The 25024-nt window shown below is 58.2% G+C and carries 26 protein-coding genes and 4 pseudogenes; 13 read left to right on the top strand and 17 right to left on the bottom strand.

Going from position 1 to position 25024, the window contains the following annotated elements; all coding sequences use genetic code 11:
• Positions 1 to 25: 25 nt before the first annotated feature.
• Together tnpB and tnpA are read right to left on the bottom strand one after the other, a co-directional pair.
• Positions 26 to 376: an IS66 family insertion sequence element accessory protein TnpB gene (tnpB, locus tag C1J04_RS15565; protein ID WP_114865505.1), complete on the bottom strand. Its 351-nt coding sequence runs from the start codon at positions 374 to 376 to the stop codon at positions 26 to 28.
• Positions 373 to 780 carry an IS66-like element accessory protein TnpA gene (gene tnpA, locus C1J04_RS15560; RefSeq protein WP_114865504.1) on the bottom strand — a complete coding sequence of 136 codons (408 nt, stop codon included), beginning with the start codon at positions 778 to 780 and terminating at the stop codon, positions 373 to 375. The genes tnpB and tnpA overlap by 4 nt, the downstream gene beginning before the upstream one ends.
• A gap of 614 nt (positions 781 to 1394) precedes the next feature.
• Between tnpA and C1J04_RS15555 the strand changes: the two genes are divergently transcribed.
• On the top strand, positions 1395 to 1652 hold the full coding sequence (locus C1J04_RS15555) for a ribbon-helix-helix domain-containing protein (protein ID WP_114865503.1): 258 nt from the start codon (positions 1395 to 1397) through the stop codon (positions 1650 to 1652).
• Entirely contained in the window at positions 1642 to 1992 is a 351-nt protein-coding gene (locus tag C1J04_RS19595) for a type II toxin-antitoxin system RelE/ParE family toxin (protein WP_254693878.1), read from the top strand. The genes C1J04_RS15555 and C1J04_RS19595 overlap by 11 nt, the downstream gene beginning before the upstream one ends.
• Before the next feature lie 50 nt (positions 1993 to 2042).
• Here the strand turns inward: C1J04_RS19595 and C1J04_RS15545 are convergent, their stop codons facing one another.
• Together C1J04_RS15545 and C1J04_RS15540 are read right to left on the bottom strand one after the other, a co-directional pair.
• A complete protein-coding gene (locus C1J04_RS15545) occupies positions 2043 to 2243 on the bottom strand; it encodes a transposase (RefSeq protein WP_302667117.1) in 201 nt (66 codons plus the stop codon).
• Positions 2244 to 2420: 177 nt separating this feature from the next.
• A pseudogene (locus C1J04_RS15540) lies at positions 2421 to 2558 on the bottom strand (transposase domain-containing protein); the annotation flags it as partial.
• Between the two features lie 80 nt (positions 2559 to 2638).
• On the opposite strand from C1J04_RS15540, the gene C1J04_RS19785 reads away from it, so the two are divergent.
• Both C1J04_RS19785 and C1J04_RS15535 read left to right on the top strand, forming a co-directional pair.
• Positions 2639 to 3025, top strand: a complete 387-nt coding sequence (locus tag C1J04_RS19785) for a helix-turn-helix domain-containing protein (protein ID WP_368074075.1) — start codon at positions 2639 to 2641, stop codon at positions 3023 to 3025.
• Positions 3022 to 3597: an IS630 family transposase gene (locus tag C1J04_RS15535; protein WP_162797836.1), complete on the top strand. Its 576-nt coding sequence runs from the start codon at positions 3022 to 3024 to the stop codon at positions 3595 to 3597. The genes C1J04_RS19785 and C1J04_RS15535 overlap by 4 nt, the downstream gene beginning before the upstream one ends.
• 89 nt (positions 3598 to 3686) lie before the next feature.
• On the opposite strand, the pseudogene C1J04_RS15530 reads toward C1J04_RS15535, so the two are convergent.
• A pseudogene (locus C1J04_RS15530) lies at positions 3687 to 4040 on the bottom strand (integrase core domain-containing protein); the annotation flags it as partial.
• Positions 4041 to 4177: 137 nt separating this feature from the next.
• Here C1J04_RS15530 and C1J04_RS15525 point away from each other — a divergent pair.
• A pseudogene (locus tag C1J04_RS15525) lies at positions 4178 to 5450 on the top strand (IS110 family transposase).
• Between the two features lie 264 nt (positions 5451 to 5714).
• On the opposite strand, the pseudogene C1J04_RS15520 reads toward C1J04_RS15525, so the two are convergent.
• Positions 5715 to 6562: pseudogene (locus C1J04_RS15520) on the bottom strand (transposase); the annotation flags it as partial.
• Positions 6563 to 6700: 138 nt separating this feature from the next.
• Between C1J04_RS15520 and C1J04_RS15515 the strand changes: the two are divergent.
• Both C1J04_RS15515 and C1J04_RS15510 read left to right on the top strand, forming a co-directional pair.
• Positions 6701 to 7192, top strand: a complete 492-nt coding sequence (locus tag C1J04_RS15515) for a hypothetical protein (RefSeq protein WP_162797842.1) — start codon at positions 6701 to 6703, stop codon at positions 7190 to 7192.
• Between the two features lie 321 nt (positions 7193 to 7513).
• Positions 7514 to 7810, top strand: a complete 297-nt coding sequence (locus C1J04_RS15510; RefSeq protein WP_074634633.1) for a helix-turn-helix domain-containing protein — start codon at positions 7514 to 7516, stop codon at positions 7808 to 7810.
• A 275-nt stretch (positions 7811 to 8085) separates the two neighbouring features.
• On the opposite strand, the gene C1J04_RS15505 is transcribed toward C1J04_RS15510, so the two are convergent.
• Complete coding sequence (locus C1J04_RS15505; protein WP_114865500.1) at positions 8086 to 8346, bottom strand: hypothetical protein; 261 nt, start codon at positions 8344 to 8346, stop codon at positions 8086 to 8088.
• 200 nt (positions 8347 to 8546) lie between these two features.
• Here C1J04_RS15505 and C1J04_RS15500 point away from each other — a divergent pair, with 200 nt between their 5' ends.
• The 4 genes from C1J04_RS15500 (at position 8547) to C1J04_RS15485 (ending at position 10499) form a co-directional block, all read left to right on the top strand.
• Positions 8547 to 8825, top strand: a complete 279-nt coding sequence (locus tag C1J04_RS15500; protein WP_114865499.1) for a hypothetical protein — start codon at positions 8547 to 8549, stop codon at positions 8823 to 8825.
• Between the two features lie 654 nt (positions 8826 to 9479).
• Positions 9480 to 9680 carry a hypothetical protein gene (locus C1J04_RS15495; RefSeq protein ID WP_114865498.1) on the top strand — a complete coding sequence of 67 codons (201 nt, stop codon included), beginning with the start codon at positions 9480 to 9482 and terminating at the stop codon, positions 9678 to 9680.
• On the top strand, positions 9677 to 10234 hold the full coding sequence (locus C1J04_RS15490; protein ID WP_114865497.1) for a hypothetical protein: 558 nt from the start codon (positions 9677 to 9679) through the stop codon (positions 10232 to 10234). Before C1J04_RS15495 ends, C1J04_RS15490 begins: the two co-directional genes overlap by 4 nt.
• Positions 10206 to 10499 carry a tyrosine-type recombinase/integrase gene (locus C1J04_RS15485; protein ID WP_114865496.1) on the top strand — a complete coding sequence of 98 codons (294 nt, stop codon included), beginning with the start codon at positions 10206 to 10208 and terminating at the stop codon, positions 10497 to 10499. Before C1J04_RS15490 ends, C1J04_RS15485 begins: the two co-directional genes overlap by 29 nt.
• Before the next feature lie 47 nt (positions 10500 to 10546).
• Here C1J04_RS15485 and istB read toward each other — a convergent pair whose 3' ends face one another.
• Together istB and istA are read right to left on the bottom strand one after the other, a co-directional pair.
• On the bottom strand, positions 10547 to 11311 hold the full coding sequence (gene istB / locus C1J04_RS15480; RefSeq protein ID WP_114865258.1) for an IS21-like element helper ATPase IstB: 765 nt from the start codon (positions 11309 to 11311) through the stop codon (positions 10547 to 10549).
• Entirely contained in the window at positions 11308 to 12807 is a 1500-nt protein-coding gene (gene istA / locus C1J04_RS15475) for an IS21 family transposase (protein ID WP_114865400.1), read from the bottom strand. Before istA ends, istB begins: the two co-directional genes overlap by 4 nt.
• 220 nt (positions 12808 to 13027) lie before the next feature.
• Between istA and C1J04_RS15470 the strand changes: the two genes are divergently transcribed.
• Complete coding sequence (locus C1J04_RS15470; RefSeq protein WP_162797841.1) at positions 13028 to 13477, top strand: prepilin peptidase; 450 nt, start codon at positions 13028 to 13030, stop codon at positions 13475 to 13477.
• A 291-nt stretch (positions 13478 to 13768) separates the two neighbouring features.
• On the opposite strand, the gene C1J04_RS15465 is transcribed toward C1J04_RS15470, so the two are convergent.
• Both C1J04_RS15465 and C1J04_RS15460 read right to left on the bottom strand, forming a co-directional pair.
• On the bottom strand, positions 13769 to 16948 hold the full coding sequence (locus C1J04_RS15465) for an efflux RND transporter permease subunit (protein ID WP_114865494.1): 3180 nt from the start codon (positions 16946 to 16948) through the stop codon (positions 13769 to 13771).
• Complete coding sequence (locus tag C1J04_RS15460) at positions 16945 to 18153, bottom strand: efflux RND transporter periplasmic adaptor subunit (protein ID WP_114865493.1); 1209 nt, start codon at positions 18151 to 18153, stop codon at positions 16945 to 16947. The genes C1J04_RS15465 and C1J04_RS15460 overlap by 4 nt, the downstream gene beginning before the upstream one ends.
• A 316-nt stretch (positions 18154 to 18469) precedes the next feature.
• On the opposite strand from C1J04_RS15460, the gene C1J04_RS15455 reads away from it, so the two are divergent.
• Entirely contained in the window at positions 18470 to 19225 is a 756-nt protein-coding gene (locus C1J04_RS15455; RefSeq protein ID WP_254693877.1) for a TetR/AcrR family transcriptional regulator, read from the top strand.
• 39 nt (positions 19226 to 19264) lie between these two features.
• On the opposite strand, the gene C1J04_RS15450 is transcribed toward C1J04_RS15455, so the two are convergent.
• The 6 genes from C1J04_RS15450 to C1J04_RS15425 form a co-directional block, all read right to left on the bottom strand.
• The gene (locus tag C1J04_RS15450) at positions 19265 to 20572 is read right to left on the bottom strand and encodes a TRAP transporter large permease (RefSeq protein ID WP_005848587.1); all 1308 of its coding nucleotides are present in this window, start codon (positions 20570 to 20572) and stop codon (positions 19265 to 19267) included.
• Positions 20572 to 21078 carry a TRAP transporter small permease gene (locus tag C1J04_RS15445; protein WP_005848588.1) on the bottom strand — a complete coding sequence of 169 codons (507 nt, stop codon included), beginning with the start codon at positions 21076 to 21078 and terminating at the stop codon, positions 20572 to 20574. Before C1J04_RS15445 ends, C1J04_RS15450 begins: the two co-directional genes overlap by 1 nt.
• 56 nt (positions 21079 to 21134) lie before the next feature.
• Positions 21135 to 22145, bottom strand: a complete 1011-nt coding sequence (gene dctP / locus C1J04_RS15440) for a TRAP transporter substrate-binding protein DctP (RefSeq protein ID WP_114865492.1) — start codon at positions 22143 to 22145, stop codon at positions 21135 to 21137.
• A gap of 78 nt (positions 22146 to 22223) precedes the next feature.
• Positions 22224 to 22814: a 3-isopropylmalate dehydratase small subunit gene (leuD, locus tag C1J04_RS15435; protein WP_114865491.1), complete on the bottom strand. Its 591-nt coding sequence runs from the start codon at positions 22812 to 22814 to the stop codon at positions 22224 to 22226.
• The gene (gene leuC, locus C1J04_RS15430; RefSeq protein WP_114865490.1) at positions 22811 to 24208 is read right to left on the bottom strand and encodes a 3-isopropylmalate dehydratase large subunit; all 1398 of its coding nucleotides are present in this window, start codon (positions 24206 to 24208) and stop codon (positions 22811 to 22813) included. The genes leuD and leuC overlap by 4 nt, the downstream gene beginning before the upstream one ends.
• Positions 24205 to 25020: a GntR family transcriptional regulator gene (locus C1J04_RS15425; protein ID WP_114865489.1), complete on the bottom strand. Its 816-nt coding sequence runs from the start codon at positions 25018 to 25020 to the stop codon at positions 24205 to 24207. Before C1J04_RS15425 ends, leuC begins: the two co-directional genes overlap by 4 nt.
• Between the last annotated feature and the right edge of the window lie 4 nt (positions 25021 to 25024).

Raw genomic sequence — 25024 nt, 5'->3', positions numbered from 1 at the left:
ATAAAAACAGGCTTTATGGCGCGAATTAACCAGCCTTTGCAGGGCGTTGTGTCCAGCACGGGTTGCGCCAGTCGATGCCCTCCAGAAGATAGCCCAACTGCGCTGACGAGATCTGCACTGCTTCGCCGGACCGGCTCACTGGCCAGATGAACTTGCCCGCTTCCAGGCGCTTTAGATAGAGCGACATGCCCACGCCATCATGCCACAAGATCTTGACCAAATCGCCCTTACGGCCCCGGAAGCAAAAGATCTCGCCCGCGTGGGGATCGCGGCCGATCCCTTCCTGCACCTGCAGCGCCAACGTGTTCATGCCTCGCCGCATATCGGTGACGCCGCCTGCAATCCACACCTTCACACCCGCCGGAAACGCGATCATTGCCGGTCCACCACTGCCAAAATCCGGGCAAGGGCTTCGGTCTCGACGTCCACCGGCACGATGAGCCGACGCCCATTCGGAAGGGCAATCTCTACCTGACAGTCCGAAGGTGAACAGGAGTTGACTGGATTAGCTCGTGACACGGGCGTTTCCTTCGACACAGTCACCGGCGCGAAAGATACCGGACGAGAAGACCCAAGCTCTCCGTTACGAAACTGCCGCCGCCAAGTGGTCAGCAGCGACCGGCAAATGCCATGCCGCCGCGCCGTGACTGTCGCTTGGCGGTGGCCAATGAAGCTTTCTTCCACAATGCGCAGTTTGTCATCATCCGACCAATGCCGGCGGCGTTCACCATCGGCTGCGGAAAGTACTTCGATTTGAGCACGATTGATAAAGTCGGACATAAGCTCGGACTTACCATCGGATTGAGCTTGAGATCAGACGGCCACCGCCGGAGGTTTACGTTTAAAAAAACCAATAACTGCTCTCGCAAACTTCTGCGAGAGCAGTCGCCGGAAGGTGTCCATCCTGCATTGTTCAGATCGCGTTAGCGAGAACCAACCGCACTTCAAAATTCTGAACTTAAACACATGACGGTATCTGACGGCGAGTATCAATCCCGCGCTCAGTTATCCACAGATCGGACCGTGCGGTGATAAAGGTCACAGTATGGCGATTAAAGGTACAGTACGAAAATTAGTCGGCGGCTTATCGTTCGCCATTTATTCTGGCTACGCACTGTACGTGGTTTTACGAGGTGGTTCCACGACGACCTGCGCGCCATCGCGCCGGGCCGGACAGCGGACGACTTGCGCGCGGATGGCTTCGGGCACTCAGCTTCAAACATCGTACGCCCCGACGAACCCGCAATCGCAACCGTCTGGAAAGGCACTCGAACTAAGCCCGATTGATAGCTACGAGAACAATGGCTCTTTGGAAGGGCAGTTTGCTTAACCCTCTCGACAATGGGTCTCCGGGGGTATATACTACTGAGTAGCATCTAGATGAGGCGACTCTAATGAGCGTAAAAGCGTCTGTATCCATCAGCGAGGCCCAAGAGGCTTACGCGCGCGATCTCGTGTCCCAAGGGCGTTATGCTACCCTGAGCGCAGTCGTGCAGCAGGGGCTTGAACTCCTGAGAGAGCAATCACAAGCGACTGAAGCTCTGCGTGAGCTTCTCACCAAGCGTCAGAACGGCACTTTCGTGTCGCTTGTTGAGGGTGAGCAACGGACCCAAGACATGATAGCGCGTAAGAAAACCAAACATGGTCTTTGACGTCGTTCGCGGCGACGGCGTCGATTACGACCTTGACCTAATCTTTGATTTTCTCATCAAGTCAGCGCAAGAGCTCGGAGAAGATGGACAACGGGCCTTCAACCTCGCGGAGCAAAGATTGATCGAGATAGAAATTGCCATGCGCAGCCTGGGCGGGGCACCCTATCAGGGGACGCGCCGTCCACATCTCGGCAAGCGCATTCGTAACGTTACGAAGGGCCGCGCCGTCCTCTATTTCGATGTGGATGATCATCAACACCGTGTCCGCATTCTCGCGATCTTCTTCGGAGGTCAGGACCACGAGGCACGCATATTGTCCCGCCTACTCAGCGAAGCTTGATTGCAATCGGAGCAATGAGATCTGTCGCAAGTTTTTGCGGTTGGTTACACCTAGCTCGCGCATGGTAGGGGGAGGGCTTTTGAGCTTGATAGTGAGTCCCCAACTGTGACGATTGACTTCACAGACTGCTCTCTTCGCGGCGTCAGACTTGCCCATGGGCCGATATCGCGCGACGAGCGGAAACGACTTGGATCATCAATCACTGACCGGACCGTTTGGGCGACCACGGTGCCGACGCCTGGCATCGTCATCATTAGTCTACAGGCATCGTCCTAATGTACGATCATGGGGACTCGGCGCTCGTAGGCAGAAAGTTCGCTACGCAGTGCCGTTCGGGCCCTCAAGATCGCTGCAGTTGCAACTTTCAACGAAGAGTTTCCTGCGATCAGTTCGCAGATCCGCGGTAACCAAGCCATTGGCACCGCGGTTTATGTGGCCTGACTGCTTGCTTCAGGGTGTCGCGCCTTCCAGTTCCACGGCAGCAATTCGTCCAGCTTTTTGATTTTGTGGTCGTGGATACGGTCGAGAACGTCCGCGAGATAGGCCTGTGGATCGAGGCCGTTTAAAGCGTTTCGAAGAAAACCTGAATCGCTGGGGATTCCCAAACTGGTCTGATTGTGATTCATCCTGTTTGGGAGGATGAACTATGTCAGCACCTTTGCCATCAGCGCTTCGGGCGCGGTTTCAGAAATATATTGAGGAAGGGCTAAGCGGGCGAGCGGCGGCAGCGCGCTTGAAGCTATCGCCAGCAACGGGCGCCCGATGGCGGCATCAGATCCAAACGACGGGCCGGGCTGATCCTGCCGTACAGGGTCGTCCAAAAGGGTCAGGGAAATTGGCACCCCATGTTAGTTTTTTCGAAGAGTTGATCACCCAAGACCCTGATATCACACTATTTGAGTTGCGTGATGCGCTTGCTGATGCAACCGGATTGCAAGTCCAGCACTCTGCTATCGGGCATCTGCTAAAGCGCCTCGGATTTACACACAAAAAAAGTCACTGGTCGCTACCGAACGTCACCGTGCCAAGGTGAGGCGACGACGTGAGGACTGGTTCACACACCGTTTGCCAGCCATTGCGCGGATGCCGGAAAGCGTTGTCTTTCTTGATGAAACAGCGGTCAAAACGAACCTCACCCGGCTGCGCGGTTGGGCTCCGCGTGGCGAACGCCTGACGATGGATGCGCCCTTCGGCAGTTGGGGAACCCAAACCCTGATTGCGGGGCTGACACATGAGGCTCTGATCGCACCTTGGGTGATCAATGGCGCGATGGATGGTCCTGCCTTCGCGGCCTATGTGCAGAAGGTCCTGATCCCTGAGATCGCGCCAGGCACGGCAGTCGTTCTCGACAATCTCGCGACCCATCACAACAAAGAAGCCGCTGCGGCGCTCAAGGCTCACGGATGCTGGTTCCTCTATCTGCCGCCATATTCGCCAGATCTGAACCCGATTGAGTTGGCTTTCTCCAAATTGAAGTCCCACCTTAGACGCATCAGTGCGCGATCATTCACCTCGGTGTTCGAAGCCCTTGGCGATATCTGCGCAATGTACTCCCCGCAGGAGTGTTCAAACTACTTTCAGGCTGCCGGATATGCCTCAGGTTAAATTAGAAATGCTTTAGCTTGGCTGTTTCGATGATGGTCATGGCGCGAGCCAAAGTTTCCGTACTGACCTGCCCCCCGCTGGTCCCTCGCTCATGACGAGAGTCTGCGGGTTTGGTCTTGATAGTCGTCGGTTTCGTGCTGGGCAAGCGCGCCGGGCGCGGAGCCCTCAAATTGCTCAAGCGTCGGGCGCGCTTCGACCGGTGTTTTGTTCCCGAGCGATGAGTGTGGCCTGACGGTGTTGTAATCGTAACGCCAGAGCGCCAGCTTCCGACGGGCGTCGTCCAGGGTGTCAAATATCTCCTCGTTCAGCAGTTCGTCACGCAGGCTGCCGTTGAATGACTCGATAAAGGCGTTCTGCTGCGGCTTCCCTGGGTCGATATAGTGCCACGGAATTGCGTTCTGATCGGCCCACCTCAGAATGGCCCGGCTCGTGAACTCTGTCCCGTAACACCTTTGGAATGAAGCTGATTGAGAGGCTATGGCCGCCTGCGCAGCCTCCAGATAGCGCAGCAGGTGGTCATAGCCGGGTCTCGGGTCCCTACAGTGGTTTTGCACAAACCACACCGCAAAGGAGACCAACTATGACCAAGATTATTGTTGCACAAGATGCCCCTGTTTTGGTGGCTATCGACATCGCCAAGGCCCGGCATGAAGTTTTGATCGCTATTCCAGATCAGAAACGGCGACGTCGCTTAACAGTTTTGAACGAATTCGCCGACTTCAACCGCCTCGCCACCGCACTTAAGGGATACGGACGCCCAGTTCGTGTGGCCTTTGAGGCGACAGGCACTTATCACCGTGCCTTGGCGTACTATCTGGCAACTGCTGGCTTTGAGATAAAGCTGGTGTCCTCAGTGGCTTTGGCGCGGACGCGGGAAGCCCTCAACAACAGCTGGGATAAGAATGACCCAAAGGATGCGCAAGTGATCCTGCATATGATGGAGATCGGAAACGAGCAATATTACCACGACCCTCTGGTATGCGGCACGAATGACATTCAAGAGCTGTCCAAAACCCACGATATCGTCTCCAAGTCGAAGACTGAACTTTGGCACCGGGTGTTGACCCATTATCTGCCGCTGTACTTCCCTGAAGCGGGTCGGTTTTACCGCAGCTCACGCAGTGATTGGTTCTTTGCATTCCTTGAGCGTTATCCATCACCACATTTGATCGCAGCAATGGGCAAAGCCGCTTTCACCACTGATGCTTGGGATGTCATTGGGCGCAAGGTCGCGAAAGAGCGTTTGCTTGCAGATATTTACGAGACAGCTAAGTCTTCAGTGGGGTTGCCGGTTGCCCCAGATTCTGATGCGATCAGAATGTTCCGCTTGGTCCTTGGAGAAGGCCGCAGTCTCATTGCGCAACGTAATCAAATTGAAGATCGCGCCGTCGCGCTTCTCAAGGATCTACCTGACTATCAGTTGCTGACATCAATACCTGGGATCGGCCCGATCAACGCTTTGACCATCCTCGCAGAAGCTGGCGACTTGCGCCGTTTTGGACATCATCGGCAGTTCTTGAAGTTCTGCGGCATGGACTTGGCAACCATTCAGTCGGGCACATTCCGGGGCCAAACCAAGCTGTCAAAATACGGGAATGCCCGTTTGCGCCGCACCCTATGGATGGCTGGTCAGGTTGCCATTCTGCAGCGCACCAACAGCTTCCGGGATAAGTTCGAGCGCTACATTGCCAAGGACCGCCACAACTCACATTTGCGCCGAAAGGCGTATACCGCAATCGCCGCCACCCTTTCGGGACATTGCTGCGCAATACCCTGTCGGGCGGTGAATGGCCCTCACAGTTCACGGGATCATTAAACATGGCGAGCCCTATCGCCCCTTCTTTGAGGGGTGATCGATCGCAGAAGGACCTTTCTCTGTAGGTGCCGTGGAGGCAGGTAACTGACCTCGTAGATAATGTTCAGGCCTTCTGTGTTTGCGACCCGATGATCTCGTCTTAAGGACGGTGAGAGCCGCCAGCGCGCGTACCCTGTGTTTGCTATGGAAGAGATCATTTCTTGATGGCAGAGCCCGTCTGGGCAAACGTAACAGGGCATCCGGTGCTCCGGATGTCCCATGACCTGCTGACCTAAGCAGCCAGATTTTCCCGACATAGGACGTTGTCGCTGACTATGCATCCGGGTTTACCGTAGATCCGCACCAGCGCATCCAGCTCACGCGCAACACGCGCGCCGGAGATGCTGGTGTCAGCAATCAGGCACAGGTTTTCGCGGCTGCAATCGTCTATCACTGCCAGGATGCGGAATTTTCGGGATGGGCCGAAGCTGTCAGCCAGGAAGTCCAGAGACCAGCGCGCATTGGGATACGTAGCCACCGGCATCGGGGAGCGCGTTCCACGGGCCCGCTTGCGGCCGCGCCGCCGCTTCACTGACAACCCTTCTTCCCGGTAGAGCCGATACAGTTTCTTGTGGTTCATTCTCATGCCCTTGCGCTCAAGCAACACGCCAATCCGCCCCCTCTCGGGACATCACTTCGTGATGCCCTGCCGGGCAGCGGGATAGCCGAACCGGCGCCGCTTTCCAGCGATCTCCTGCATCTCCTTGCGGATCTCAGGGCAGTCCGGCGGGCGTTCGCGCCGGACTGTCTTTGGGTCGACACCGACAAGCCGACAGGCCCGGCGCTGCGAGATGCCGTGATCCCGCAGCGCCCTGAGCGCCGCCTCTCGCCGCTTGGTCAGCGTCGTCAGTTCTTTCCCAGAAGATCCTTCAGAACCACATTGTCCAGCATCGTATCGGCCAGAAGCCGCTTCAGCTTGGCGTTCTCGTCCTCCAGGGCCTTCAGCCTCGAGGCCTCCGACACCTCCATGCCGCCATACTTGGACTTCAGCTTGTAGAACGTTGCCGGGCTGAGCCCGTGCCTGCGGCACACCTCCGCCGTCGGCATGCCTGCCTCTTGCTCCTTGATCATCCCAATAATCTGCGCCTCGGTAAAACGGCTCTTCCGCATTCGTCTACTCCTTCAGGGTTGGGCAGACTCTACATCATGGTGAGGGATTTCGCGGGGGGCAGGTCACCGGCAACGCACTCATGTCGCGAAACTCCCTTTGGAGGTAACATTCGGAAACGAATCAACTTGGGGAAGACTGTGGATATCGAATTCCAATCCATCAGAGACGCGATTGAACTCGCGGAAGACACTGGCACGTCTGCGAAGCGGGCAACTGAAACCCTCGTCGAAATCAAACAGCTGTCGAAAACAGTGGAAGACATCCCAGCTTCAGAAATCAAACTCGCCGCTAGCGAATTGCTGGCACAGGTGGCTAGCATCCAGGTCGCGAACGCGACGCTGATACAACGGTTGTCGATACTTGCCGCTTCGCTTGCGGCATCGAAGACAAAGCAGCCTGACTTCGACCGCTATGAACTTTGGAATACTCCTGCCGGCAGCATCATGTATCGGCTGAAAGAAGGCCACGACATGGGAGAACCAGAGCATTTCATTTGTCCGAACTGCATGGCCAACAAGAGAAAGTCTTTTCTGCAAGGGAACAACACTAAGATCTGCAGTGGCTGCGAGACAGTATTCACCGTCGAGCCTCTCAAACACCCCTCCGCGATAAACAGGGTGGTAAACTGAAGGTGACCAGCTCATGCCGCGTCCTCCTCAATCTGCAGAAAGGAGAACATCGAGCGTGGCGGTTCTTCCAAAGACGCATCGATCGCCATTCGACAAAGCGCGTCATACCAAGAGGCAGGAAAAGTACCGCTTTGCATGGCGGTATGAACCGTAGTCGACCTCTTATGCAGAGATCGGGCAACAGCTTGATAGCCACCCAAGGCCAAAATGAACGCTCGCGTCGGTGTTTCCATACACTAAGCGTAGTACGAGTTTTTCGTACAATCAACCGTTCAGTCGATGGAAAGTGCAATTTTTTCGTATCAGGGCGTAATCAGACCTATGGATTACATTGAACAAGAAAAACTCACCCGCGCTGGCGATACATCGCCTGAAGCGATCCATCACCGTCTGGTCGCAACCAGAAAGATGACGGGTATGACCAGCAAGCAGCTGGCAGCCAGCGCTGGCATTAAATACACGACATTCATCTCCCAGGAGAAAGCAGGATCTCCTTCTGTGAAGCTCATGACCTTTTACCTCAAAGCATTCATGGTCGACTACAACTTCATTCTCGGCGGTGATCCAGCGAGACTTCCAGCCGACGTGCGTGAAGCGATTTTGGCTGAGCTCGACTAACTATAGCCCACGTTATCGGCGCAAATATCCAGTTTAGATTGATACCCAACGCCAACCCAACCCTAGCGACTAACCGCACAAGCAACCCGATTCCCCCAAATGTTCACGTTTTATTCTCATCGCCAAGCGCCACGGTGTATAGGTGAATTTTCAAATAATACGATTTTTTTGAATTATTGAATTGATGTGTACAATTTTTTCGTATTATCAAACCTCCAGTGATATTGGAGGAAGACATGCTAACCTACACCGGACCCACCCCATCAGCCCAAGGCCTAACCAAGCCGGTAGATTGCGTAAGCAGCCAGCAGGCACAGTGCCATGACTATCAAGCACACTGCCAAAAAGATGGTGAGACCGGGGTTGTCGTACATGATGGTCAGCATTCGCCGAACCTCCTTAAATTTTTTCCACGCTCCAGGGAGCTTGAGTTCACAGCTGAGTTTCATCCCGTATTTCCTTTGTTTTTTCGGGATGGATTGGATGTCGGTGTTGGAAGCACCGGCATCCTGCCCGCGGACAAGTCGTGCAAACATATTTGCCCGCGGGTAATCCAATTTCCTCTGGCGGTTCCCCCGCCTGCCCAGCTAGCCGATGCGATGTCGGTCGCGGCCTACCCTGAGGAAGTCCACGACCGCCCCCTTCTGCGCCGCCTTGCATGGTCGACGCTGATGGCGGCTCGCGGCCACAGTGTGAACCAGACACGCTTAGCGCAGCTGCAACGGGGCAAGGCACTATGAGCACCCGGAAACTGACAGAGCAGCAACTGGCGGCGCTGATAGATGCCCACCGATCACTGAACTACGGCGGGCTTATCGAAATGCCCTCGCGCAACCCACTGGATATCGTTTGGACTGCTATGAACCCAACCTACAAGAAGCGCCACGCCGACAGCACAATGCAGCTGCTGGTGCGGGCTGGATTGCTTCAGGTCTCTGGTGAAAAGCCCGATCGCAGAGCACATCTCACTGAACAGGGGCTCATGGAACTGGATATCGAAGGCGTCTGCGAATGACGCCACAGCTGCAAGGAATGTTGACATGCCATTACGATCTGTCACACTCATGAGTGGAATTGCACTCCGCAACAGTGTCGCAATTTCCCATCGGCCCTCGAGCATTAACTCCCGCTCGGGGGCACCCCTTCCCTGTGAAGCACTAGGTCAATCCGGATTGCGCAACTCAATCCGGATTGGCTCTTTTCCCAAGGCTACCGCTTTTGCGTTCGAAAAAGTTGACAAATTCGCAGTTTTTCCCAAACTTATAGGCAGGCTTGCAACTAGCGTGGCCCATGCCGCACCTTGGTTGCACCTAAGGTCTCAGCGCAGCTTAGGTGCAACCAATCCATTCGGTTGGCGAGATATCCTCCATCACTCGAAGAGCGGACATATCAGAATGGACACATCGAAACCCAAGCCCTCTGCCCACTCTGAGCAAACGGTTGAAGCGGCACCGAATGTCGATACGCAGACGAGCGCCTCCGTGAACTCTCGCTTCCCGTTTCACTTCCCCGAAGTAGGCGACGAGGTAATCTTTACCAGATCCCCCTCCCACGAGCGGGAAACCGGATACGTTATGTCGCGTGAATACGGTACAAGTTGCATCGAGATAGTCGACGTTAATGCGAAGCCTCTGCGACTGCGACCCGGCCAGTACCGGAGTGCAGCACGATGAACGCACACGTCAAACCGACTTCGGGCACTACCATCTTGTCTCCTGCCCGCGTCGCTCTCTATGTGTCGACGTTGGAACAGAAGCTCGGCCGCCAAATCGGCAAGGCAACGATTTTGCCAGGTGGTGGGATCGAGGTAGAGATTGCAGGCCATGACAAATCGTCGAACCCAGCTGACCTTGTGGACATGACTGAATGAAGGGACGCGACCTCCCCTCCTACATCCATAGGCGCAAGCGGGACGGTAAGCTGTTCTTCCGAAAACGCTACGGCGCGAAGATCGTGGAGATCCCGCTCCAGACCCAGTTCCCCGCGGGCGACCCTGTCCCCTTTGCCCTGCACCAGGAACGTGAGCGCATGCTGAACGCCCCCATGCCGGTGGCTGAGGGTAAGACAGTCACTCACGTGATCGAGCGCTACGAGCGGTCTGACGACTTTGCGAACCTTGCGCCGCGAACGAAGGCTGACTACCGGCAGCACCTAGACTTTCTTCAGGACAAGATCGGACACCTGCAGCCCAAGGCGATAGAGCGGTACCACGTCATCAAGTGGCGGGATACATGGGCCAAGAAAAGCCCGCACAAAGCCAACTATCGCTTGCGGATCCTCAAAATCGTGATGGAGAAGGCGATCGACTTTGGCCTGCTGCCCACTGGCGGCAACCGGGCGAAGGGCGTCTCCGAGGTCAAACGACAAGAAAGAGCGCTTGCCTTGGCCGACCGAGATGATCGACGCCGCCAGAGAGAAGGCTGAGCCGCGCACCCGCCTGCTGTTCGAGCTCCTGCTGGGCACCGGGCAGCGGATCGGCGACGTGCTCAAGATGAAGTGGTCAGACTTCGACGGAGAGGCGATCAGCGTCCGCCAGGGCAAGACCAAGGCCAATTTATGGATCCCAGCGCCCCAGATGCTTCTGCAGGCACTAGGGAGTGTCAACGGCGGAGTAAAATTCGGCCATTGTGGCGGAGCAAAAGTCGGCCAGTTTGGGGCGAGCGCCTTGGAGCGTGCGGCCCTCATATAGCAAGCCCGGTCCAAGGCGCATTGGCCGTCAGGCCAATTCTGTGAGGTTCATTTGTTAGCGGCGGCGAGGCGGGCGCGGCTTTGATTGAGGCGGTAGCTTTCGCCGTTCATCTCGAGGATGTTGACGTGGTGTGTCAGCCGGTCCAGCAGCGCGCCGGTCAGGCGTTCGGTGCTGAAGGTTTCGGTCCACTCCTCGAAGGGCAGGTTGCTTGTGATCAGGGTCGACCCTCGCTCGTAGCGCTGTGAGATCAGCTCGAACAGAAGCTCGGCGCCGGTTTTGCTCAAGGGGACGAATCCCAGCTCGTCGATGATCAGCAGTTTGACCTTGGCGAGTTTGCGCTGGAGTTGCAGGAGGCGTTTTTCGTCGCGGGCCTCCATCATCTCGTGCACGAGGGCTGCGGCGGTCACGAAGGCGACAGGCAATCCTTTCTGGCAGGCAGCCAGTCCCAGCCCGAGGGCGACATGGGTCTTGCCGGTGCCGGAGGGACCGAGCGCGATCACATTCTCCTTGCGTTCGATCCATTCGCAGCGCGCCAGCTCCAGCACCATCATCTTGTTGAGCGACGGGATCGCCTTGAAGTCGAAGCTGTCCAGGCTTTTGATGGTCGAAAACTTTGCGGCCTTGATCCGGCGTTCCACCATGCGCCGTTCCCGGTCGATCAGTTCCAGCTCGGTCAGCCGGGCCAGGTAACGCACGTGATCTACGCCTTCAGCGGCGCAGATACGGGCCTGCTTGTCATGTTCATGCAAGAACGTGGGCAGCCGAAGCGTTTTGAGATGGTGGGCCAGCAGCAGTTCGGGTGCATCCGTCATGCCCCACCTCCTGCCAGCAGGCTCATGTAGGATGCGGCGGAGGTGGTGGTGATGTTGGTTCTGGGCAGGAAGGGATAGACATCCAGATCCAGCCTCGGAGGCCTTTGCTCGACCCTGCACAAGATCAGGTGCTTGATTGCATCGAAGCTGACCGCTCCCATTCGCAGGGCATCTTTGACGGCAAGATGCAGCACGTCAATCTCGAAGCGCTCCAGAAGGCGCAGGACCTGCACATACTCGCGCTTGCCGGCCTTTCCCTGCCGGGCTTCCAGCAGTCGGCGCAGGGTTTTGAACGCTTCGGGCAACTCCCAGCCCTGCAGAGGCGCGGCCTGATCGAAGGACATGATCTTGCGTTCGATCAGCGCCAGGTAATGCAGTGGATCAAACACCATGTCGCCGGTGTCATAGGAGCGCGAATGCTCAGCGATCACCTCGGCGCCGCAGCCGATAACAACCCGGGTCACGAAGCCCTTGATCCAGACCGCACGGTGGCCGTAGGCAACCGGCACCGAGTAATCATTGCCGCGATAACGCACCACCGATGTCGATGTGACCTGGCCACTTTGCAACTCACAAGCCTCAAAGGGGGTGCCGGGCAAATCCCGCATCGCCGCGAGATCGGCCTTCAGCCGTTCCCTGATGCTGACCTTGTGGCCACGCAGAACATCACCCTGGCGCTTGCGGCACTGCTCTTCCAGGTGAGCGTTGAACGCGTGCCAGTCCGGAAAGGACGGGATCGGCACCATGAAGTTGCGACGTCCGTAGCCGACCAGCCCCTCCACGGCCCCTTTGTCATTGCCCTTGCCGGGACGGCCATAGCGGTCCCGAATCACGTAATGCGACAACATCGCGCTGAACCGCTGGGTTCTTTGCCGGGAGCCATCCGGCAGAATCCGGGCTACCAGGCAGCGGTCATTGTCATAAAGAACCGACTGGGGAACCGCGCCGAAGAACGCAAAGGCATGGACATGGCCGTCAAGCCACGCCTCGGTATTGGCCGCAGGATAGGCCCGGATGTAGCATGCGTCGCTGTGCGGCAGATCGAGGGCAAAGAAGTGTGCCTTCTGCTCGACGCCGCCGATCACGACAAGCGCTTCACCAAAATCGGCCTGTGCATGACCGGGCGGATGGCTCAGCGGCACGAACATCTCCTTGCCGGTCCGCTTCCGGTCTCGAACGTAATCCTTGACGATGGTGTAGCTGCCATCAAAACCGCACTCGTCCCGCAACCGCTCGAAAATACGCTTGGCGGTGTGACGCTGCTTGCGAGGGCGGCTCCTGTCTTCAGCAAGCCATTGGTCCATCTGGCTGGTGAACGCATCCAGCTTCGGGCGCCTGATCGGCGCTGTCCGCCGATATCCAGGCGGTTCCGAATAGGCCAACATCTTCGCAACACTGTCCCGGCTGATCCCAAAATCCCGGGCAATCTGACGCCCGCTCAATCCATCCTGGAAATGAGCGTGACGCACCTTCAAATACAAGTCCACGGTGTATATCCCCAAGCCCTCCCGAAATCCGAAAGGGCAAAAGTGGACGACTTTTACGCCGCCCGCGACAACACTATGCCGTCGCTACCGTGGCCGAGTATTGCTCCGCCGTTCACACCACGTGCTGCCGCCGAGAAAGTTTCACAGTTTATGATAGAATATCTCATTTAGATGGAACCTAGGCACACTGGCGTTTTCGCTGCCTGCCGTGTCTTATGCGCGAATGCCTGTGTTCATCCTGTCATCCCTCATTCTGATTCCGATTTTGGGTCAGCTTGTTCGTATTGATCTGCGCCAACACCGCCTGCCGGATCGCTATACGCTTCCGCTGATCTGCGTCGGACTGGTAACGAATGCCCTCGCGCAGCGTGCCCTCCCGACAGAGGCGATCTGGGGCGCTATCATTGGCTATGTGGTATTCTGGCTGATCGGAGCGGTCTATTTCCGCAGCCGTGGGCAGGAAGGGTTGGGCTTGGGTGATGCAAAGCTACTGTCGGCAGCGGGTGCATGGGTTGGGGTTTTCGCCTTGCCTTGGGTCGTGCTCCTGTCGGCTCTGGGTGCCCTTGGATACGCAGTGCTCTCGGGCCACGGGCGCCAAGAGCGCCTCGCGTTTGGTCCATGGATTGCCGGGGCCCTTCTTCTTATTTGGTTCGGAAAAGGGCTTTTTTCAGAGATATAGAAACGCGTATTACCCCTGTGTACGGCATTTTACGCCGCCATCTCGCGGATGATGGCGCTGATCATATTACCCTCACGGGCCAGTCGGTCATACGCGGTGCTGACGTCAAGCGAATGCGGGTGCCATCGAAATCAAAGGTAGCGGTCTTTATAATTCCTGACCTCGCTCACCGACATAGATCGGAAGATCTGGGCTAAAGCGCGTCTCGGCCTGACTATTCTGGGATGTTGCTCTCATATGCTTGGTAAACGCGCAGGCTTTCCAATCGAAGGATGTTAACCGCACGCCTGGTCAGCGTTGAGGGTCTGCACGTTTACGTCTGAATAAGCTCGACAACCACGCTCTCCTCGGCCGTTCCGCTGGCGTCGCCTCGTCCCCTTGCAGGCTTCGCTTTTGTCCAAACATCAGCATGGCGGGTGTCAGGATGAGGGTCAGAAGGGTCGCGACGACCAGCCCGCCTACAATAGCGCTCGACAGTTCGGTCCAGTATTGGGTCGATGGCGCGCCAAAGACGATTTCGCGCGTGAAAAAATTCAGGTTGGCCCCCAGCACCATCGGCATCAGGCCAAGCGCCGTGGTAATCGATGTCAGAAGAACAGGCCGCAAGCGTTGTGCGCCTGTGCGCAAGGCGGCCTCGCGCGGGTGCATGCCAGAGGATCGTAGATCATTGTAGGTATCAATCAGAACAATGTTGTTGTTCACCACGATGCCCGCCAACGCGATAATCCCGATGCCCCCCATCACAACGCCAAAGGGGCGCCCCGTGACGATCAAGCCAAGCAGAACACCCGCGACCGAGAAGATGATCGCGCTCATCACGACGAAGGCTTGGTAGAAGCTGTTGAACTGAAGAACCAGGATCACCAGCATCAAGACAATCGCGGACACGAAGGCGCCAACAAGGAACACCATCGCTTCGGTCTGGTCCTGCGCCTCGCCGGCGAAGCTATAGCTGACCCCGTCGGGCAAATCCGCGGCGTCCAGGGCTTGTTGCAAAGCCATCACCTGATCGTTGACCAACAAACCGGGTGCGACATTTGCCTCTATCGTCACGACGCGCTTTTCATCGACGCGTGTGATCGTGCCCGTCCGTTCAACCGGCTCGAAGGTGACAAAGTTGGAGATCGGCACCAATCCGGCAGAGGTGGGAACGCGCAGGTTTCCAAGCTCTGACAAAGACCGTTCCTCGGCCGGGAAACGTACGCGGATATCCAGCTCCCCGTCCGCGTCCTCGGGCCGGTAATCCGCGACGGCGATGCCTTGGGTCAGCAGCTGAACGGCCTGCCCCAAAAGACTGACATCAGCACCATATCGCGCGGCTTCCGCCCGGTTCACGCGGATGGACACCTCTACCCCCGGCAGCGGCAGCGTGTCGGTCACATCCGTGAAGCCGCCGATCTGCTCCATGATGGACAGGACCTGCGCGACAGCATCACCCTGCACCGCCGGATTGCGTGCCGCGATCTGAAGGTTGATCGGCTTGCCAGCGGTGGGTCCGCCGCTTTCGGTCTGAACCTGAACATCAATACCCGCAATGTCTGCGACATCCCGCCGGATATCGGTGCCGATGGCTTCTGCCGCGCGCCGCCTGTCCCATTCGGTGAGCTCAAGCTGTATCGTACCGATGGTTTCTTCGCTGCCTTGCCCTGCGCTCATCGTGGATCGGGCATAGACGGTGGCTACTTCGTCATAGCCCATCAATCGCTGCTCGACCCTGCGCACCAACGCGTCACGTTCGTAGATAGAGAAGTTGTCACGGGCAAGCACCTGCACCTGCATGAACTCAGGCTCTACCGAGGGGAAGAACGACAGGCCGGTGCCGAACTGCCCGTATAGACCAAAGCTGCCAAGCAGCATGGCAAGCGCCAGCAACGCCGTCGCGCCGGGTCTGAGGATTGCCCATTCCAACAGACGCACATAAGCTCCGGTCAGCCCGCCAATGCGCCGTGGGTCACCTTTTTCAGCTTCGCTTAGCGCACGTTTGGCCGCCGCATTTTGCGGCTGGCGTTTGCCGATGAGGCCACCCAGTACCGGGATGAAGATGAGCGCCATGAAAAGGGACGCGAAAAGGGTCAGGATCACGGTAATGGGCAGGAACTTCATGAACTCGCCGACCATGCCGGTCCAGAACAGCAGCGGAAAGAACACGCTTAATGTCGTGGCGGTTGAGGCGATGATCGGCCAGGCCATGCGCTTTGCGGCATAGGCATAGGCCGTTTGCGCATCATCCCCCTCTTGCAGACGACGGTCCGCCAGCTCGACCGTTACGATGGCCCCATCGACCAGCATCCCGACGACCAAAATCAGCGAAAAGAGAACCACGATATTCATCGTGAACCCCATCGCCCAAAGGGCCGTTACCCCCACCAGAAACGCCCCCGGAATGGCAAGACCGACAAGGATAGCCGACCGAAGACCAAGGGCAGCCACGATGACGATCATCACAAGCAAAACCGCTGCAATGACGTTTGCCTCCAGGTCGCTCAGCAACGTCTCTACCTGCTCGGATTGATCTTGCAGGTAGGTTACCTCGATGCTTTCGGGCCAATCCTTGCGCAGCTCTTCCAGCGCAGCACGCGTGGCCGCGACTGTTTCGATGATATTCGCCCCGGACCGCTTTTTCACCTCCAGCGCAAGTGCCGGTTGCCCGTCAATGCGTGCGTAGCCCGTCGGATCTTGGAAGGTGCGGCGGACGGTTGCGACGTCCTCGAATGTCACCACCGTATTTCCGCGCACCTTTACCGGAATTTCCATGACGTCTTGCAGGTCCTCGATCAGGCCCGGCACCTTGAGCACGATGCGCCCGCCCCCCGTCTCGATGGCCCCCGCCGCAATCAAACGGTTGTTCCGTTGAAGCTGGCCGATCAGCTCATCAAAGCTCAGGTTGTAGGTTTGGAAAACCGTCGGGTCGATCAGTACCTCAAGGAATTCGTCCCGCGCGCCGCCAATCTCGACCTCCAGAACGCCGGACAGCCCTTCGATGGCTTCTTGCGCGTCATCGGCGATAGCGTTCAGCGTTCGCTCTGGCACCGGCCCCGAAATGAGCGCGGTGATAATCGGGAAGAGCGCGGTGTTGATCTCTGTCACCGTGAGGTCATAGGCGTCTTCGGGCAAATCTCCCTCGACCCTGTCTGCGGCTTCCCGGACTTTGCGCAGCGCTTCGTCGATGTCTCCGCCGGGGGTGAATTCAAGCTGGACGTTTGCATAGCCTTCGGATGCGTTGCTTTGGATCTTCTCAAGCCCGGCAATCGCGGCGAATTCGGATTCCATCGGCTCGATCAGCAGGCGTTCGGCATCCGACGGGCTGATCCCTTCAAGGCCCGTGGAGACGTAAACAAGCGGTAAAGGCACCTCGGGGTTGGCTTCTTTGGGGATGGCGACATAGGCGACCGCGCCTACGCCCAAGAGCATCAGAAGCACCATCAGAACGACCCGGCCACGCGAGAATGCGGCGTCAATAATCGTATTCATTCCCGCTGCCCTTCGTCGCTTGCCGCGTCACTATCGGGAATGGGAAGCGCGGGCTGCCCATCTTGAGGGGTGCTGTTTTCCTCACCGTCATCCGCCTTGGTCTGTAACGACGGTGCCACCTCTTCGCCTTCGTTCACGAACCCCTGACCAACAGTGATGATCCGCACCGCGTCCGACAGGCCGCTTACATACAGGCCATCGATCTCTGCCCGCACGATGCGAATAGGGGTGAACACGACCATATCATTCTCATTAACGGTTTTGACGCCCAAGCGCCCCTCTGGGCTCAGCGATATCGTCGAGGGCTGCACGAAATGCGCGCTTGTCGAACCGGTCGGGATCAGAATTTCGGCGGAAATACCGGCGGGAATGGCACCGTCTTCGTTCGGCACTGTGATCTTGGTGAGGAACGTGCGGGTTTCGGCATTTGCAGCCGTGCTGACAAAGCTCACCGTGCCTTCACGCTCTTCTCCGGTGATGAAATTCACCGTCGCCGTCTGGCCGCTTTTGATCTGACCAAGCGCCTGTTGTGGCACTTGCAACGCAACTGTCAGCGGCCGATTATCAACGATGCGCCCGACTTCGGCACCCGCCTGAATAAACTCACCCGCATCAAGTGACAGCTCTTCGACACGTCCGGTAAACGGGGCCGTGATAACAAGTGCCTCTATCGCCTCTTGCGCTGCGGTCACGGATGCCTCGGCGGCGGCAAGCGTGGCGCGTGCTTGGCTGACCCGATCGGCAGTCGCCACCCCTCTGTTCAATAGCTCGGTTGCGTTCTTGAACTCTCGGTCCGCACGGGCGAATTCTTCGCGCCCCCGCGTAAGATCCGCCTGCGCTCCCGTCGCAGAAAGCCGAGCAATCACCGCGCCGCCCTCGACCTCTTCCCCCTCCATCACCAAGACATCCACGACGTCGCCTGACGCCTCGGCGCGGATCGACGTATCGCGGTCAGGTTGCGCCTGCCCTTCCGCCTGAAAGGATATCGTGACCTGTTGAGGCGTCGACTTTTCAACCGCTACGGCAACCGGCTTGGCGGGGGCAGTTTCAGCTTGCCCTGCGTCTTCGTCACCCGAGGGCAGGATATACCCGCTGCCCATCCAGCAGACGATGGCGACAACCAAAGCCGCGGCAATCCACGCCGACCGCGACGCGCCTTTATCGTCCTCGAAAGACAATTGCTCTTTGTTTTCGCTGTCGCTCATTTCCAGTTGGCCTTCACTCTCACACGCAGGGTTCCTTTTCAGACATGCATACCATGTAGGCCGCCGTTCAAAGAGGTCGCATCATATGACGCTTTTTAGAAACAGACCAGCAGTCTGTAAGCGAGAAATAGACGGTGCGCATGAAACGTCAACGTGACGTCTAGGCATCCAGTGATCCTACCGCTGAAACGAAGCGCAATCGCGATGGATCAAACGCGCTTTGCTGAACACGTACAACCTCATTCAGCATTTAGATGCTCATGGGTCTTGAACAGTGAATGACACGGGCCTAGGTATTTACCGACCAACGATCTGTATGGTTAACGATCTGTATGGCTATGGAGACGTCGCATTGGCAAAGACCGATACAAAAAGAGACAGCCGTGTGCGTATGGCGCCAGCGGTAAGGCGAGACCTTATCCTTGAAGCGGCCCAAGCGCTGTTTATGGAACGGGGCTGGGATGCCGTGACAATCGCGGATGTTCAGGAAGTGGCGGGCATTTCACGCGGCGGCTTTTACCACCACTTTGCCGCAAAAGAAGACCTGTTGAGCGGGCTCATCGCGCGCATGACTGAACAAGCGATGCAGACCACTGAAGCCGCGATGAGCCAGAACAACGGCGATGCATTGGTCCAGTTGAACGGTTTGCTGGATGGCGCGGCGCAATGGACGGCCGACAACGTCAACGAACTGCGCGGTTTGGTGCAAATCTTCTCACGGCCCGGCAACGAGATCCCCTACCGCCGGATCTGTGACGCCGAGGCGGCGGTCGTGATGCCGGTCCTTAAAGCCATCATTGAATCCGGTATTGCTGAGGGAACATTCAACCCCGTTGACGCAGGGTTGACCGCCGAGCTGATGCTAAGCCTTTCGCAGGGCCGTCGGGAGGTTCTCATCAAGGCATTTGACCTGGCGAGCGCGAACGATCTTGACGCGGCAGTTGACGCACTTGACAGGCGTCTTCGATCTGAAGGTGAAATCTGCGACCGATTGCTCGGACTACCCGTGGGTAGCGTCGCCCTGTCAAACCGCACCGAATACCGCCGAATGCTGGCCGGCTTGGTCCAGTAGCGGCGGATGATATGCGCGAGTTTGCAACTGGCGCTCCGACTACATCCCAGGCAGCCACAGCGCCAGTTGCGGGAACAGGATTAACAAGAACACCAGCAGCACCGAGCATCCCATATAGGGGAATGCAGATCCGTAGATCTCGCGCATGGTTGTGCCCTTGGGGGCGACGCCCTTCATCACGAAAAGCAGCAGCCCGAAGGGCGGTGTGGTAAAGCTGATCTCGAGCGCCAGCAGGATTACCAGACCGAACCACACCGGATCAAATCCCAGCGTTGTGGCGAGCGGGAAAAAGATCGGTACGGTCAGCAACATCATTGAGATCTGCTCCATGAACATACCCAGCAGCAGCAGTACCCCGAACATCACCAGCAGCATCGCCACAGGGGCCAGATCAAACGACGTCGCCCACCGGATCAACCCGCTGGAAGCACCGGAAAACGCCAGCAACTGGCTGAAGGTGGCCGACCCAAAAACGATGAGATAGGCCATCAGGGTCACCCGCATCGCGCCGATCACCGATTTCTTCATCGCTTCCCATGTGAGGCAACGGAAGGCCACGGCCAAGATCAACACGCCAAGCGCCCCGAATGCCGCGGCCTCGGACGGGGTGATCAGCCCGCCCACCATGCCAATCACGATCACGACCATGACTGACAACATGGGCACCACATCGCCGAAGAACAGGCGCATCTTCTGGCCAAAGCGCAGGTCTTCAACCTCGTAAGCGGGGGCGGCGTCAGGATCGATCCGGGTCTGAATATAGATTGTCGCGATATAGAGGCTGGCAAGGATGAGCCCCGGGATGATGCCCGCGATCAACAACGCGCCCACATCGATCCGCGCCAAGGTTGCCAACAACACGGCCAGCGCCGAGGGCGGGATGATAATTGCCAGACCACCCGTGCCGAGGATCGGACCGATGGACATATGCTTTTTATACCCGCGTTCCGTCATCTCTGGCACCATCAGGCTGCCCAGCAACGCGGTGGAGCCCATGGACGACCCAGACAGCGTTGAAAATGCCGTGCCGCCCAGAACCGTGACATAGGACAGCCGCCCCGGCAGCTTGCCGAGCAAACGGTCGATGGCATTGAACATGCGCTTGCCCAAACCGGTGTAGAAAAAGATTTCGCCCATCAGCAAGAACAACGGGATCGGCACCAGCGCATAGTTGGTCAGCCCGCCGAAACCATTGTTCAGCAGCAGCGTGACCCCTTTGGCTCCGCCCATAAAGAACCACGCCCCAACGATATTGGCTGCGAGAAAAGCCAGGGCAACCGGCATCCCGATGGCCATCAGCACCAGAATAGAGCCCAGCAAAAGGGCCAGCGATTCAAACCATTCCATTATTCATGTACCCCTGCTTCGCCGGAGTGCATCAGGTCATCGCCAAAAACAAATCGGGAAAATTCAATCGCCATCAGGCCAAAGCTGACCGGAAAGGCCAGCGTCAGTATCCATTTCGGAAAGTAATACGCACGCACATCCAGATCATTGCGCGCGATGTTGTTCAGGCACAGCTCTGCCCCTTTCCACGCCAGTATCAAGGACACGACAACACAAAGCACCGCGACCAGCCGGCTGACAAAGCGCCGTGCCGCTTCGGGCAGCGCCGCGGTCACCAGTTCGATATGCACATGCCCCTTCTCGCGTACCAGCCAAGGTGCGCCAAGCATGGTCATATACAGGATCGCGTATTCAGAAGAGGTAAAGAGCCACGCAAAAGGCTGCATCCCGCTGTTGCGCATCACCACTGACAGAATGACCGAAATCATCAGCCACACCAGCATGGCCCCGGCAATTCCCGCCATCGCGTAAAGGAAACCTCTGTAAATTTGTCCGACACGCGCCATGGCTGCCCCTTTTGAACGAAAGCAGGCGCGCCCCATCAGAGCGCGCCAGATGTGGCTTACTGATTTTTCTGCGCGTCGTAGAACAGCTCTATCAGTTTGTCGTAGTTCCCGTCGCCTTGGGGGCTTTCGGCCATCAGGCCCTTCATCCGGTTCCACGTATTCTCTGTCGCCGCTGCCAGATAGTTTTGCGCCGCTTCGCCTTCCAGCGTGACAACGGTCATGCCTGCCTCTTCAAGCTTGGCAAAGTCCTCATCACGCACCGCGCCCAGCTTCTCGGCCGAGGCTTTCTCGTGCTCGATCGCCACGTCTTGCAGGATTTTGCGCGCCTCGTCCGAGAGAGAGTTCCACTTGTCGAGGTTCACAATCGTACCAAGATCGGTCGAGAAGAAGCAGGGTTCGATCCGGTAGTTCAGGAACTCGTTCCATTTAAGGTCAATCAGGCCGATCTGTGTCCAGCCTGTTGCATCGACCACGCCACGTTCCAGCGCAGAATAAACCTCGGTTGTGGGCAGATCGATCACCTGCGCGCCCAGATAGTCGGTGAAGAAGGCGTTATAAACCGCGTTGCCGCGCAGCTTGAGCCCCGACACATCCAGGTTCCCCTCTGCGTCAAGGCTGGGCTCGTTACGGGTCCACAGGTTGTAGCATACGCCGGAATCGAACCACCCGAGGTATTTGACGCCCATCTTCTCTTGGTGGATCTCGTCGATCAGGTCCAACCCGCCATTGGCGCGGGTTTCGACCGCGGTCAGGTTGGATGTGACCAGCGCGTCTTTTTCAGGCAAAGCCCCTGCGTAAAAGCTCCCCGGCGTATAGACCATATCGACCACACCCGACCGGACGGCGTCGGGCTGCTGGAACATGCCGATGGCTTCGGGGCCACCGCGCACTTCGATCTGCACAACGCCTTCACCGGCGGTGTTCACCTTGTCGACGAATTCAAGGAACGACTTGGTATAGATCAGGGATTCAGGAAAGGCGTGCACTGCGGTCAGCGTCTCTTGCGCAAAAGCAGCCGTGGTCAGCGCCGTCGAGGCGAGGATACCGCCAAGGATTGTCTGTTTCATCGTATATACTCCCGGTTGGTGGGGCTGTTGGACCCCGTTATGTTGCCGTCCTGTCCCTCTTGCGGGGATCAGCACGTCTTAAGGTGCGGGCACTGCCCACGGGTGCGCGGCAAACCGTGCCGTGCGAAAATCTTTGATGCGGTCGTTATGCTGGGCGGTCAGGTCGATATCATCCCAACCGTTCACCAGTTTCTCTTGCCAGACGGGATCCAGTTCGAACGTCAGGGTATGCCCCGCGATCACCGCTGCACATTTTTCCAAATCCACTGTCGCGCTGACAGCATCGGTGCCGATCGCGTCCAGCAGGGCGTCAATCTCTGCATCCCTCAGACGGGCGGGCAGCAGGCCATTGTTGACGGCATTGCTTTGAAAGATGTCGCCAAAGCTTGGCGCAAAGATGGCCCTGATCCCGAAATCAACCAGCGCATAGACCGCCGCCTCGCGGCTTGAGCCGCTGCCGAAGTTGCGCCGCGTGATCAACACATCTGCCCCCACATGGCGATCAAGCACATGATCCGCCGCATCCTGACGCAAGTCATGCAACAGGAACTTGCCATAGCCGTCAGCCCGCGGCGCCGACATAAAGCGCGCCGGTATAAGCTGATCGGTATCGACGTTTTCCTGCGGTAACGCGACGGCGGTGCCATTGATCTGTGTCCAGCCGGTCATGCGCGTCCCTCCAGCAGCGGGCGCACATCGGCGAGATGTCCGGTCACTGCTGCGGCGGCGACCATCGCGGGGCTCATCAGATGGGTCCGCGCCCCGCGTCCCTGACGGCCCTTGAAGTTACGATTAGTCGAGGACGCGCAGCGTTTGCCCGCCTCGACCCGATCGCCATTCATGCCGACACACATCGAGCAGCCCGATGCGGCCCATTCAAGCCCCGCTTGGGCAAACACGTCGGCCAGCCCTTCGGCTTCGGCCTGCTTCTTGACCTGCGCGGACCCCGGAGACACCAACCCCGGCACGACGGCCTTGCGCCCCGCCAATACTTTGGCGGCAAGGCGCAGGTCTTCGATCCGGCCATTGGTGCACGATCCGATAAACACCTGATCCACTGTAATCTGGTCCAGCGCCATTCCAGGTTCCAGCGCCATATACTCCAGCGCCGCGCGCGCCTGCGCCTGTTTGCTGCCCGACAGACGCGCCGGATCAGGGACATGTCCGGTGATGGGCAGCGCCTCTTCGGGGGAGGTGCCCCAGGTCACGGTTGGCGCGATATCGCTGGCGTTGAGTGCAACCTCGCGGTCGAAACGGGCGTCTGTGTCAGTCGCAAGCTGCGACCAGTCGCGCAGGGCCGCCTCCCAATCCGCGCCTTTCGGGGCAAAGTTGCGCCCTTTGATATAATCGAATGTCACCTGATCCGGGGCCACCAGCCCCAACCGCGCTCCCCCTTCGATGCTGAGATTGCACAGCGTCAGGCGCCCCTCCATGCTTAACGCGCGGACAGCGGGGCCGGCATATTCAATCGCGTGGCCGCGTGCCCCATCGGCCCCCAGCTCTGCGATCCAGTGCAGCGCCAGATCTTTGGCCGTGACACCGGCCCCCAGTTCGCCGTCCACGGTGATCCGCATCGTTTTGGGGCGTTGTTGCCAGATTGTCTGCGTCGCCAGAATATGCGCCACCTCTGTCGCACCGACGCCAAAGGCCAGCGCACCAAAGGCCCCATGCGTTGAAGTATGGCTATCGCCGCAATTGATCAGCAGCCCCGGCAAGGTCAGCCCCTGTTCGGGGCCGATCACATGCACAATGCCCTGCCCCGGATCGCGCAGATCGAAGAGCCGGATGCCCTGCGCCTTGGCGTTGCGCCCCAATGTGTCGATCATCCGCCGGATATCCGCCGCCATCTCGCCGGCGCGGGTGGGGGCATAGTGATCGACGACTCCGAAGGTCAGATCAGGGGCGGCGACCTTCATGCCGCGGCTCTCCAGTTTCACAAATGCGTGGTGCGATCCTTCATGCACCAGATGTCGATCAACCCATAGCAGTGACGTGCCATCATCGCGTCGCATCACCTCATGTGCGGCCCAAAGCTTGCCAAAGAGGGTCTGCGGCGCGGTCATTCTGCGGCCCCCTTGCGGCCCGGTTTCACCACCGGTTCCCAATGGCGCGCCTCGCCTGCGCCGACACGGCTCAGCGCCATTTCAAGGCGGAACATATCGGGGCGGTAGAGCGCAGACAGGTATTCAACCCCGCGTCCACCCTCATCCTTCACCACACGGTCCAGCGACAGCAGCGGCGCGCCGACACTGACCCCGAGGGCATCCGCCACATCGGGCGACGCGAGGGTCGCGCTTACCGTTTGATGGGCTGAAGCAACCTTGACGCCAGACCTCTCTAGCAAGCGGAAAAGTGGCGTCGTCGCCAGCTCTGCCTCTGTATAGTTATGTGCGATATCTTCGGGCACCCAGGTGGTCAGGTGGGAAAACGGCTCCCCTTCCACCAACCTCAGACGCACCGCAACCTGTACACGCGCTTGCGCATCCAGCCCCATCGCGGTGGCCACACTGCCCGGCGCGGCACCATAGCTAAAGGACAAAAGCCGCGCGGTGGTGTTCTGCCCCATCTCGACCAACTGCGGCATCAATGTATTGAAATCCGCGGCAAGTGCCGGCTGCACCTTGGGCGCGCAAACAGTCGTCCCCGATCCGGCACGGCGCGAGATCAGCCCGTCCCCTTCCAGCGCGTCCAGCGCGCGGCGCACGGTCACCCGCGATACATCAAGCGTCACCGCCAGCTTTTGCTCGCCGGGCAAAACCGCACCGGCGGCGTAGACGCCGCGCATGATCTCTTCGTGCAGATGCAGGTAAACGCGCCGCGCCTTCCCCCCTTCGGGAAGCCCCCTGCCCTTCGAAGATGTGCTTTGAAGTGTCATTTGA

This window comes from Sulfitobacter sp. SK025 (assembly GCF_003352105.1).
Taxonomy (GTDB): Bacteria; Pseudomonadota; Alphaproteobacteria; order Rhodobacterales; family Rhodobacteraceae; genus Sulfitobacter; species Sulfitobacter pontiacus.
Note: the sequence above shows the minus strand (reverse complement) of the source record. Positions and strands in the feature narration are given on the sequence as shown.